Source organism: Paractinoplanes atraurantiacus (assembly GCF_900215205.1).
In the GTDB taxonomy this organism is placed as follows: Bacteria; Actinomycetota; Actinomycetes; order Mycobacteriales; family Micromonosporaceae; genus Actinoplanes; species Actinoplanes atraurantiacus.
Genome location: NZ_OBDY01000011.1, coordinates 245,878 through 257,833, shown reverse-complemented (window position 1 = coordinate 257,833; position 11,956 = coordinate 245,878). Strand labels below are relative to the sequence as shown.

7 protein-coding genes and 1 pseudogene are annotated in these 11,956 nt (G+C 71.6%); 6 read left to right on the top strand and 2 right to left on the bottom strand.

The genetic code is table 11. From position 1 onward, the window contains the following. Positions 1 to 10: 10 nt before the first annotated feature. Positions 11 to 1,294, bottom strand: a complete 1,284-nt coding sequence (locus CRP55_RS25170) for a ferredoxin reductase family protein (protein WP_245923355.1) — start codon at positions 1,292 to 1,294, stop codon at positions 11 to 13. Between the two features lie 73 nt (positions 1,295 to 1,367). Next, positions 1,368 to 2,180 (bottom strand): SDR family NAD(P)-dependent oxidoreductase, encoded by an 813-nt coding sequence (locus CRP55_RS25165; RefSeq protein ID WP_097322574.1) that lies wholly within the window; start codon positions 2,178 to 2,180, stop codon positions 1,368 to 1,370. A gap of 63 nt (positions 2,181 to 2,243) precedes the next feature. Between CRP55_RS25165 and CRP55_RS25160 the strand changes: the two genes are divergently transcribed. The 6 genes and pseudogenes from CRP55_RS25160 to CRP55_RS54890 all read left to right on the top strand — a co-directional run bounded on the left by CRP55_RS25160 (position 2,244) and on the right by CRP55_RS54890 (position 11,933). Continuing rightward, positions 2,244 to 3,227, top strand: a complete 984-nt coding sequence (locus CRP55_RS25160; protein ID WP_179855329.1) for a GNAT family N-acetyltransferase — start codon at positions 2,244 to 2,246, stop codon at positions 3,225 to 3,227. Positions 3,228 to 3,757: 530 nt separating this feature from the next. Further along, positions 3,758 to 4,159 carry an SAV_6107 family HEPN domain-containing protein gene (locus CRP55_RS25155; RefSeq protein WP_438865820.1) on the top strand — a complete coding sequence of 134 codons (402 nt, stop codon included), beginning with the start codon at positions 3,758 to 3,760 and terminating at the stop codon, positions 4,157 to 4,159. Positions 4,160 to 4,372: 213 nt separating this feature from the next. Continuing rightward, positions 4,373 to 5,164, top strand: a pseudogene (gene imuA' / locus CRP55_RS25150) (DnaE2-dependent mutagenesis accessory factor ImuA'); the annotation flags it as partial. A 303-nt stretch (positions 5,165 to 5,467) separates the two neighbouring features. After that, the gene (locus CRP55_RS56525; RefSeq protein ID WP_245923365.1) at positions 5,468 to 8,122 is read left to right on the top strand and encodes a Y-family DNA polymerase; all 2,655 of its coding nucleotides are present in this window, start codon (positions 5,468 to 5,470) and stop codon (positions 8,120 to 8,122) included. Positions 8,123 to 8,136: 14 nt separating this feature from the next. After that, positions 8,137 to 11,481 carry an error-prone DNA polymerase gene (locus CRP55_RS25135; protein ID WP_097322572.1) on the top strand — a complete coding sequence of 1,115 codons (3,345 nt, stop codon included), beginning with the start codon at positions 8,137 to 8,139 and terminating at the stop codon, positions 11,479 to 11,481. Positions 11,482 to 11,531: 50 nt separating this feature from the next. Beyond that, complete coding sequence (locus CRP55_RS54890) at positions 11,532 to 11,933, top strand: SSI family serine proteinase inhibitor (protein ID WP_245923354.1); 402 nt, start codon at positions 11,532 to 11,534, stop codon at positions 11,931 to 11,933. Positions 11,934 to 11,956: the final 23 nt, after the last annotated feature.

Genomic DNA, 11,956 nt, shown 5'->3' with positions numbered 1-11,956 from the left:
CCCGCTATTCTCACCACCCGAACCGCTCCCGGTGCAGGCGGGCCGGTGGCACCCCCACCCGGCGGGCCGCCCGGAAGACCGCCTCGGCCCACGGGTCGGGCCCGCAGACGTAGACGTCGTGGCCCGCGATGTCGGGGGCGAGCGCCCGCAGCGCCTGCGCGTCGTCGTACTCCGCGTAATCGGACGGCAACCACGACGTGTCCGACGCGCGCGGGCCGACCAGCGGCACGAGCCGCACGCCGCGGTCAGCGGCCAGCCACTCCAACTCCTCCAGGAACGCCACCTCGTGCGGATGCCGGGTGCGGTAGACGAGCGTGGCCTTCCCCCGCCCGTACGGCAGATCCCAGAGAAGCGCGAGCAACGGTGTCACCCCGACCCCGCAGGCCAGCATGGTCACCGGGCCGCCGGCGTACGTGGCCGCGGTCATCCGCCCGAACGGCCCCTCGATCAGCACCCGGGTGCCCGGCCGCAGCGTGGCGACCCGGGAGCTGCCGTCGCCGACCGCCTTCACCGTGATCCGCAGGGAGTCGCGGCGCGGCGGGCCGGAGAGCGAGAACGGGTTGCCGCGCAGCCCGGCCCGACCGTCCAGGAAGCGCCACACGAAATACTGCCCGGCGCGCGCCGGAAGCCGTTCCAGCCTTCTTCCGCGCAGATAGACGGAGACCAGGCCGGGTGCTTCGGTCTTGATTCCCTGGACGACCAGCCGGTGCCTTGTCGTTCGCCAGATCGGCAGCCCGACACGGAAGATCACGATGGAGGCGGCGGCGATCAGATAGAGACCCCAGAAGTACGCCTTCGCCGCTTTCCCCTGGAAATCGCTGCCGAGCAGCAGCATGTGCGGGAGGGCCAGGACGATGCCCGCGTAGGCGTACAAATGCAATAAATGCCATGACTCATAGCGCAACCGACGTCGCCGGTGCCGGGTCGAAGTGATCACGACGAGCGTCAGGGCGGCCAGGGCCGCCACTGCCAACACCATGCTTTCCAGGGCCAGGGTCTCCAGCAGCCGGCCCATTCGGGTGTACGCCACGACGGCCAGCACCGCGTGGGCGAGCAGCAGATGGAACGACGCGAAACCGGTCCAGCGATGCCATCGGGACAGGGCGTCCTGCCCGTACGCCCGCTCGACCCACGGGATGCGGGCCATGAGCAGCACCTGGATGAGCAGCAGGTCGGCCGACCAGAGCGCGGCCAGACGGCCCGCGGCCGCGATCCCGCCCGGCGCCTCGCCGAGGTTGGACGTCCACAGTGCCGTGACGGCGATCAGGCTGAACGCGGCGATGAGCTTCGGCACGACGCCTTTGTACGGTCTGACCCGCGCCCGCGGGAGGGTCTTGTGAACAAGCTGACGACTTACCGGATTTCGGTTATTCGCCCAGGCCAGTGGCCTCCAGGCTGGCCTCCCAGAGGTCGTGGGCGCGCTGCGGATCGGCGGCGTGACGCGACGGCCGGCGGGGCTGATGGCCGACGTAGTAGGCGCCGTTGACGACCGGGTTGTCGGCCAGCCAGACGAGAAGCTCGCCGGCCGTCTCCGGCGTCGTCAGGAAAGGGGCGAAGCGGTAGAAGAAGCGGGTCAGCTTGCCCGAGCCGAAGTCGCTGCGCACCACACCGGGGTGAAAGGAGACGCTGGTGATGCCGGGCCAGCGGCGGGCGGCCTCGGCCGCGAACAGGATGTTGGCCGCCTTGGCCTTGCTGTAGGCCTGCCAGGACGTGTTCTTCTGAGCGAAATCGCGGGGGTCGGGTTTCCCGCGCATGTGAGCTCGGGAGGCGGTGACCACCAGCCGCCCGATCCGGTCGTGCAGCAGGCCGGTCAGCAGGAACGCGGCGAGGTGGTTGCTCTGCATGGTGGCCTCGAAGCCGTCCCGGGTGATCCGGTGCTCGGCCACCATGCCGCCGGCGTTGCTGGCCAGCACGTCGATCCGCGGATAGGTCCGCTCCAGGTGGGCGGCGAGTTTCCGTACCTGATCGAGGTCGTCGAAGTCGGCCCGCTGAACGTCGGGCTCCTTGTAGGGGTCGGGCGCGTAGATCCGGACCGCGGCGTGCACGCGCTTGGCGGCCTCGGCGAGCTTGGCGGGGTTGCGCCCCACGAGAACGAGCTGGTCACCCTGCCGGGCGAACTGCTCGGCGGCGGCCAGGCCGATGCCGGAGCTCGCTCCGGTGACCACGACGATCCGGTCCATCTCCGGATCCTCCCTGTCGATCCTTCGTCCCGCAATCTCTGACTCAGGTCTTAGATTGGAACGGTGGACGACATCGACCTGATGCGCGACTTCAACCGGTACTACACGCGGCGCATCGGCGTGCTGAATGACGAATATCTGGGACAGGGCCGCCCGCTGGGCGAGGCGCGGCTGCTCTTCGAGATCGGGGCGGGGGTGGACCTGCGCGACCTGCGGCGCCGGCTGGGGTTGGACTCGGGCTATCTGAGCCGGATGTTGCGGTCGCTGAGCGCGCAAGGGCTGGTGTCGGTGGCGCCGCGTCCCGGGGACGCGCGGGTGCGGACGGCGACCCTGACCTCCGCCGGGCAGCGCGAGCTGGCCGACCTGGAGGAGCGCTCCCGGGCCAGCGTGGCCGGGTTGCTGGAGCCGCTGTCCGCGGATCAGCGTTCCCGGCTCGTGGGCGCACAGGCCGAGATCCAGCGCCTGCTCCGGTTGGCCGCGATCACGCTGACCCCGGTACCCGATTCCTCGGCGGCGGCCCGATCCTGCCTCCGGTCGTACGCGGCGGAGCTGGCTGAGCGCTTCCCGGAGGGCTACGACGCGGAGGGCGCCCTCCTGCCACCCGGCACCCTCCACGACGGCACCTTCCTGCTGGCCACCGAGGAGGACACCCCCATCGCCTGCGGCCTGTGGCAGCGCCTCGCGCCAATCCTTGCCTCACCTTCTCCTGTCGCTCCTGCCTCCTCCGCGCCTTCCCCTTCCCCTTCCTCTTCCGCGCCTTCTCCTTCCGCCCCTTCCCCCTCCGCGCCTTCCCCTTCCCTTCCTTCGCGGGCTGCGGAGATCCGGCACCTTTGGGTGAGCCCTTCTGCGCGGGGCCTCGGGTTGGCGCGGCGGCTGCTCGCGGCGCTGGAGGCCGATGCCGCGGCCCATGGCGTCACGACGGTGCGGCTGGGCACTCATTCGTCGCTCGGTGAGGCCATCGCCCTCTACCGGAGTGCCGGTTACCGGGAGATTCCGCCGTACGACGAGTCCCCGTACAACCAACTCGCCTTCGAGAAGTCCCTCTGACCCCCTTTCTCCCGTGTGACGCATGCCGCAACACGACGGGGGCGACCGGCCCGCGGAGTTGCTTTTTTGTCGTACACGAGTGCTAGTCTCTTCCTTAGTTAGAACGGATGTTCGAACGAGCGTCCGCTCTGGCGCCGGGGGCTGAGTTTCGCGGCTCAGCGCCCGGTGCGCGGCACCCGCGAAGTGCCGCGCGCGAGGCACCGGGCATTCGCGGGTCCGGGGCCTTCAGACAAGGCAGGACCGTCGTCCGCTGCCCCCGACCCCCGGGTGGCGGGCGACGGACCCGCCGGTGAGTCCGGCCGGGTGTGGTGTGGGGAAGCTTCACGCCCGGCCGGCTGCCCCTGAGGGGGCACTGCAAGCTGCTGCGTCTTCCTCCGCAGCTGATCGGTTCGACCAGTTCGTCGGATGCGACACACGCGAGGAGAAACACCATGGCGAGCAACACGGCGCCGGCCCTCACCCAGGTGCCCGGTCTGGCCCACGCGCCGACCGCGGCCGCCCGGGCCGAGGCGCCCACGGTTCCGGCGCACATGCTGCCGCAGCGCACCCCTGCCCAACTGCTGACGATCGCCCGGCAGGGTCTCGACGAGGCGGCACGCACCCGCCCCGACGGCCTGCGCTACGCCGCGGCCCACCTGGCCGCCCTGCGCGCCGCCGCCGCGGTCCTCGCCGCCCGCGCCCGTCCCGCCACCTCCACGAGACGCAGCCGCGTGACCAGTGTCTGGTCCCTGCTGGTCCTGGTGGCCCCCGAGTTCGGCGAGTGGGCCAACTACTTCGCCCTGGGCGCCGGCAAACGCGCCGCCGCCGAGGCCGGCATCCCCCGGGTCGTGAGCCCCCGAGAGGCCGACGACCTGCTGCGAGCCGCCGAGCAGTTCGTGGCCGTCGTCGAGTCCGCACTGGGCCTGACCTACCAGCCGCCCCTGGCCGCCTGAGGTCTTCGCGGTGAGCCGGGGCGAGTCCCGGCTCGATTTCGCATGCCCGTCGCCGCGCGGGACGGCCGGTGGGAGCGACCGGCTTGGACATGGGCTTCGGCCTTCGCGATCGTGCGGAGGCCGGGCTCCGGGTGGTGATCGCCAGGGAAGGCGGGCCGCTCGAGAAGGCCGGTTCGGGCGGGCCGGGACGAGAGCAACAGAGCGAGGCAACACATGGCGGGACGCATGAGCAGCGGTGCGGCCGCCCTTGCTGAACTGGTTCGGGCGGCCGGGGAGACCGAGACCGGCGGTGTGCAGCGGATGCTGCCGGTGGCACCCGAGTTGGGCAACCTGCTGCCCGGCCGGGGCCTGCGGCGCGGCAGCACGGTGGCCGTCACCGCCGGCCGCGAGGCCACCGCCGGCGGTGGCACGTCACTGCTGCTGGCTCTGCTCGCCGAGGCTTCCCGGGCCGGCTCGTGGTGCGCCGTGGTCGGCGTCCCTTCGCTCGGCGCGATCGCCGCCGCCGAGAGCGGCATAGCCCTGGACCGCCTGGCCCTGGTCCCCGACCCCGGCCCCGAGTGGCCCACCGTCGTGGCCGCCCTGATCGACGGCGTGGACGTGGTGGTCACCGCGGTGCCCGGCGGCGTCTCCGGCTCGATAGCCTCCCGGCTGGTGGCCCGGGCCCGCCAGCGCGGAAGCGTCCTGGTCCCCTTCGGCCCGTGGTCCGGCGCCGACGTCACACTGCACGTGACCGCCGCCCGCTGGGAGGGCCTGGGCGCAGGCCACGGCCGCCTGCGCCGTCGCGAGGTGACCATCCGAGCCCACGGCCGAGGCGCCGCCGCCCGCCCCAAACAGGCCACCATGTGGATGCCGGGCATCACCATCCGCCCCATCACCCTGCCCCCGGCCCCGTCCACCCCCGACCCTCACCCCACCCGCACCCCCAAGCGCACCCAGCCGGCCCAGCCCTCCGCAGCCCCGCCCTCCGCAGCCCCGCCCGCCCGGCCTTCCGCGGTTTCGCCTGCGCAGCCCTCCGGAGCTCCACCCACCCGGCCTTCCGCGGTTTCGGACGGGCGGCCCTCGGGTGCGCCGGTGAAGGCCGCGGCCCCGGCGCGATCGTCCGATTCGGATTCGGGGCGGCGGTTGGCCGTCGTCGGATCGCCGTCCTCGGCTGCCGACGCCGATCCCGCCCCGCTCGCCTCGGAACGGGTGCCGCCGCTTCGGCAGTCCTCCGTGGATGAGCAGCGGGTGCTCCGGCCTCGGGCGGGTCGGCGTGGCAGGGCCGAGTCGGCGGCGGTGATTTGAGTGGCTATCGCGGGGACCACCGGGGTGGCGGGGGCCCGGACGATGCTGCTCTGGTGCCCGGACTGGCCGGTGGTGGCGGCGGAGATCGTGGAAGGGGTGCCGGCGGCGGGGGCGGTTGTCGTGTTGCGGGGAAACCGGGTGGTGGCCTGTTCGGAGGGGGCGCGGCGGGAAGGCGTACGGAAAGGATTGCGGCGCCGGGAAGCGCAGAGCCGATGCCCTCAGCTGGTTGTCGTCGAAGACGATCCCGGGCGTGATGCCCGGGCCTTCGAAGCTGTGGTGGCGGCGGTGGAGGAAGTGGCGGTCGGAGTCGAGGTGATCCGGCCGGGGGCCTGCGCGTTCGCGGCCAGAGGGCCGGCTCGGTACTTCGGCGGGGAGGAGGCGGCGGCCGAGCGGATCGTGGAGCAGGTCGCGCAGCAGTGCGAGGTGGAGAGTCAGGTCGGTGTCGCCGAAGGGGTGTTCGCGGCCGGGCTCGCGGCGAGGAAAGGGCTGCTGATCGCGCCGGGGGAGACGGCTGCGTTCCTGGCCGGGGAGCCGGTCGAGGCGCTGGAGCGGCCCGAGCTGGTCGATCTGCTGAAGCGGCTCGGTGTCAAGACGCTGGGGGACTTCGCGAAGCTGCCGGCGGGGGACGTGCTGAGCCGGTTCGGGTTCGACGGTGCGCTCGCGCACCGGCTCGCGGGCGGGTTCGACCATCGGCCGCTCGCTGTGCGGAAGCCGCCTCCCGATCTGGAGGTCGAGGAGACGTACGACGAACCGCTCGAAAGGGTCGATGTGGCGGCCTTCGCCGGGAGGGCCCTCGCCGAGCGGTTGCACGACGGGCTTTCGGCGTACGGGCTGGCCTGCACCCGCCTCGGCATCGAGGCGATCACCGCGAACGGCCAGGAACTGCACCGGGTCTGGCGCCACGACGGCACCCTGACCGCCGCCGCCATCGCCGAACGCGTCCGCTGGCAACTCGACGGCTGGCTGACCGGCGCCCGCCGAGGCGCCCCGGCCCGCCCCACCGCCGGCCTGGTGCGCCTGCGGCTGATCCCCGACGGCGTGCTCGTCCACCTTGGACTCCAGCCCGGCCTGTGGGGCGACACCGGCGCCGAACGGGAACGGGCCCACCGCGCCTTCAGCCGCGTGCAGGGCCTGCTCGGCCCGCACGCCGTCGTCACACCCGTCCTGGGCGGCGGCCGCTCCACCGACGACCAGATCCGCCTGGTCCCCTGGGGCGACGAACGCGACCCGTCCCGCCCTTCGGCCACCCACACCGACCCGGTTCCCGGCGTCCTCACGACGCCGATCCTGCCGCGTTCCACCGCGCCCGCTTTGAGCCCCGACCTGCCCGATTACGAACCGCCAACCCCCAACCCTCTTCCGGAGGTACGCCCGGAGCACCCCGACGACGGCACGGTGATCACCTTGTCCTCGCGCCGAAAGACACCGCTTCCCCTCCCGTCCTGGGACGACCTGGAAGGCACACCCGAGCCCGCGCCGATCCCAGCAAAAGCCGATTTTTCGGGCGCCATGACGGAGAGCGACGCTGCGCCAAGCGGAGGCGCTGCGCGGGGCGGGGGCGCTGCGCGGGGCGGGGGCGCTGCGCGGGGCGGGGGCGCTGCGCGGAGCGGGGCCAGCGGGCGGGGCGGTGGCGCCGGGCGGGGTGGGTTGGCCTCGGTCTCCCGCCTTTCCGACCATCGGCCCACATCACCCGCCGACGCGGCCACCCCGCCCACCGCTTCTGCCGCACCTACCGTGCCCGCCGCACCTACCGTGCCCGCCGTGCCGGCCGCGTCTGCGGCGCCTACCGCGCCCGTCGCGCCCGCCGCTTCCACCGCGTCTACCGCACTTACCGCGACCGCCGCGCCTACCGCGCCTACCGCGGCCATCGCACCCGCCGCGTCTGCGGCGTCTACCGCGCCCGCCGCTTCCACCGCGCCTACCGCGCCCGCCCCGCCTACCGCGTCTGCGGCGCCTACCGCGCCCGCCGTGCCCGCCCCGCCCGCCGTGCCTACCGCGCCTACCGCGCCTGCGGCGCCTACCGCGCCCGCCGTGCCTACCGCGCCTACCGCGCCTGCGGCGCCTGCCCCGCCCGCCGCGTCTGCGGCGTCTACCGCGCTCGCCGCGCCGTCTGTCGCGCCCGCCGCGCCCGTCGCTTCTGCGGCGTCCGCTGCGCCGTCTGCTGGGACTGGCGCTTCTGCTGGGGTGGGTGGCGAGGTTCCGGCTTCTGGTGTGTCTGTCCGTGGGGCTTCGGTGGCCGGTGAGGTGGCGGCTTCTGGGCGGGATGTGGAGTCTCAGGGAGAGGTCACCCTGCTTGCGGTGCGGGCCTGGGGTAAGCGGGTCGGGCGTAAACCCCCCAAACCGCCCGTGCTGCCGCCGTGGCCTGGACGGCTGCCCAAGCCGGCGCCGGCGCTCGTGCTGCCTCAGCCGGTGGGGGCCGTCGTGCTTGATGAGGGCGGGGCGCCGGTGGGGGTCAGTGCTCGGCTCGAGCTCACCGGGGAACCGGCCGCGCTCGTGGTTGAGCGGGGGCAGCCGGTGGGGATCACCGGGTGGGCCGGGCCGTGGCCTATCGACGAGCGGTGGTGGGCGGCCGGTGAGGCTCGGCGGCGGGCGCGTTTTCAGGTTGTTCTCTCCGATGGGCGGGCTTTTCTGCTGGTTCTCGCCGCGGGGCACTGGGCTGTCGAGGCCGTCTATGACTGACCGGAGGGGATCTCATGGGCTTCAATAACCCGGGTATTCCCTGGTCGGAGCTGGAAGGGGCGCTCTCGGGGCGCAAGAAAGCGGAATATGTCGTCGATCCGCTGGCGGTGGACGGGGATGGTGGGGATTCGCCGGCCTGGTCGCGTAAGCGGCAGCCGTATGAAGCGCCCGCTCTGGTCAAGAGCGAGAACAGCACCCCTTATGCCGAGCTGCACTGTCACACCAACTTCAGTTTTCTCGACGGGGCCAGCCACCCGGAGGAGCTGGCCGAGGAAGCGGCCCGGCTCGGGCTGAAAGGGCTTGCCGTCACCGACCATGACGGGTTCTACGGGGTGGTCCGGTTTTCGCAGGCCGCCCGGGAGCTGGGTCTTCCCACCATTTTCGGCGCCGAGCTGTCCCTCGATCTGTCGCGGCCGCAGAACGGGGAGCCCGACCCTGAGGGGCGTCATCTGCTCGCTCTCGCGCACGGTCATGAGGGTTATGCCCGGCTGGCCCGGGTGATTTCTCGGGGGCAGCTGGCGGGTGGGGAGAAAGGGCGTCCCGCGTACGGCGATCTGGAGGATGTCGCGGCGGAGCTGCGTGACCACGTACTCGTGCTGACCGGTTGTCGCAAAGGCAGTGTTCCTCTGGCTCTCGCCACCGAGGGAGTGGAGGCCGCCGCGTACGAGCTGGATCGGCTTGTCGCTCTTTTCGGCCGTCCCAATGTCGCGGTCGAGTTGACCTCGCACGGTGACCCGTATGACGACGACCGGAACGACATTCTGTTCGCGCTGGCCGAGAGCCGCCGGCTGGAGGTGGTGGCCACCAACAACGTGCACTATGCGATTCCGGCCCGGCGGCGGCTGGCCACCGCCCTGGCCGCGGTGCGGGCGCGGCGCAGCCTTGATGAGATCGACGGCTGGCTGCCCGCGGCCGGTACCGCTCATCTGCGCAGCGGGGACGAGATGGCGCGCCGGTTCGCCGCTTATCCGGGTGCGGTGGCCAACGCGGCCATGTTCGGTGAGGATCTCGCCTTCGATCTCAATCTGGTCGCGCCGAAGCTTCCCGATTTTCCCATTCCGGAGGACGGGCACACCGAGATGAGCTGGCTGCGGGAGCTCACCATGCGCGGTGCCCGCGACCGCTACGGGCCCCCGGAGGCGCACCCCAAGGCGTACGAGCAAATTGAGTACGAGCTACGCATGATCGAGGAGCTCGGCTTTCCGGGGTATTTCCTGGTCGTCTACGACATTGTCGAGTTCTGCCGGAACAACCGGATCTACGCGCAGGGGCGCGGGTCGGCCGCCAACTCCGCGGTCTGTTACGCGCTGCGCATCACCAATGTGGACGCCGTCGCCCACAACCTGCTCTTCGAGCGCTTCCTGGCCCCGGAGCGGGACGGGCCGCCCGACATCGACGTGGACATCGAGTCGGACCGGCGCGAGGAGGTCATCCAGCACGTCTACCGCAAGCACGGCCGGGAGCACACCGCGCAGGTCGCCAACGTCATCTCCTATCGGCCGCGGTCGGCGGTGCGGGACATGGCGAAGGCGTTCGGGTTCTCGCCGGGGCAGCAGGACGCGTGGAGCAAGCAGATCGACCGCTGGGGCAGTGTGGCCACGGTCGACGTCGAAGACATTCCGGAGCAGGTGATTTCGTACGCCAATCAGGTCCAGGATTTTCCGCGGCACCTCGGCATCCACTCGGGCGGCATGGTGATCTGCGACCGGCCGATCATCGAGGTGTGCCCGGTCGAATGGGGGCGGATGCCGGGCCGGACCGTTCTGCAATGGGACAAGGACGATTGCGCGGCGATCGAGCTGGTCAAGTTCGATCTGCTCGGCCTGGGCATGTTGTCGGCGCTGCGGTACGCGCACGAGATGATTCAGTCCGAGTTGGACATCGGATCGATGGATCTGACCGACCCCGAGGTGTACGAGATGTTGTGCCGCGCCGATTCGGTCGGCGTTTTCCAGGTGGAGAGCCGCGCGCAGATGGCGACCCTTCCCCGGCTCAAGCCGCACGAGTTCTACGACCTGGTGGTGGAGGTCGCGCTCATCCGGCCCGGTCCCATTCAGGGTGGCTCGGTCCATCCGTACATCAGAAGGAAGAACGGCCTGGAGAAAATCACCTATCCGCACCCCCTCATGCGCAATGCTTTGGAGAAGACGCTCGGGGTGCCGCTCTTTCAGGAGCAGTTGATGCAGCTCGCCATCGACGTGGCCGGCTTCGACCCGGCCGAGGCCGATCAGCTGCGCCGGGCGATGGGCTCGAAACGGTCGGCCGAGAAGATGGAACGCATCAAGGGCCGCCTTTACCAGGGCATGGCCGAGCGGGGCATCACCGGCGAGCTCGCCGACGACCTCTTTCTCAAACTCTCCGCGTTCGCGAGTTACGGCTTTCCGGAGAGCCACGCCATGAGTTTCGCTTATTTGGTGTACGCCAGCGCGTGGCTCAAGCGCTATCACCCGGCGGCCTTCTGCGCGGCCCTGCTGAACGCGCAGCCGATGGGCTTCTATTCGCCGCAGTCACTGGTCGACGACGCCCGCCGGCACGGTGTGGAGGTGCGCCGCCCCGACATCAATCTCAGCGACGCCGCGGCCGTTCTCGAATCGACCCCGCAAACCCGATGGGGGTCGATGCGCGGTGAGCCGCCGCACGCGTGGGGATTGGGTGGCCCGGCTGTGCGTCAGGGTCTTTCCTCCGTTCGTACGCTCGGGGAGGAGCTGGCCAAGCGCATCGAGGAGGAACGCCGGGAGCGCGGGCCTTTCACGAGCATGACGGACCTGTCCCGCCGGACCGGATGCACGACGGCGCATCTGGAGGCGCTCGCCACGGCCGACGCGTTCGCCGGGTTCGGGCTGACCCGGCGCGAGGCCCTGTGGGCGGCCGGCGCCGCCGCCCAGGACCGCCCCGACCGCCTGCCGGGCACGGTGACCGGCACGGACGCGCCCATGCTGCCCGGCATGAGCGAGGTGGACGAGCTGGTGGCCGACGTCTGGGCCACCGGGCTGTCCCCGGACTCGCATCCGGCCCAGTTCATCCGGGCCGAGCTGGACAGGGCGGGCGCGCTGCCGATCTCCCGGCTGGGCGCCGTGGAGGCGGGGACCCGGATCCGGGTGGGCGGCATCGTCACCCACCGGCAGCGGCCGGCGACCGCGGGCGGTGTCACGTTCGTGAACCTCGAGGACGAGACCGGGATGCTGAACGTGACCTGCTCGCCGGGGTTGTGGCAGCGCTACCGGAAGGTGGCCCGCACGAGTTCGGCGCTGATTGTCCGCGGCCGGCTGGAGAAGGCCGAGGGTGTGCTCAACCTGGTCGCCGACCGCCTCGAAGCCGTGACCCCGCCGGTGACGCCGGCGTCCCGCGACTTCCGGTGACCGACGCTCGTTGCCCTTAAGCTGTCATTTGTCAGTTTTAGGGGGCTTTCGTGTTCACTTCTTTGCTCACATCCGTCACCGCTCTGGCGGCGCTTCTTCCCGGCCCGGTCGCCGATCCCAAGCCCTACGGGTCGCCGCCGCGCCCGGCCGAGCCCAAGGTCGCGCTCAAGCTGCAGTACACGTCCGAGTCCGGCTTCGCCATGGCGGTCACCCTGGCCTGCGAGCCCTCCGGCGGCGGGCACCCCAAGCCCGAGGCGGCCTGCGAGACGCTGAGCGCGGTCGGCGCCGACCCCGGCCGGATCGAGCCGAAGACCACCGCCTGCGTGATGATCTACGCCCCGGTGACGGCCGAGATCACCGGCGTGTGGCGCCGGATGCCGGTGAAGTGGACCCACAAGTTCGGCAACAGCTGCGAGATGCGCCGCGCCACGGGCGTCCTGTTCGAGTTCTGACCGGGGCCTCCACAAGGGCGGTG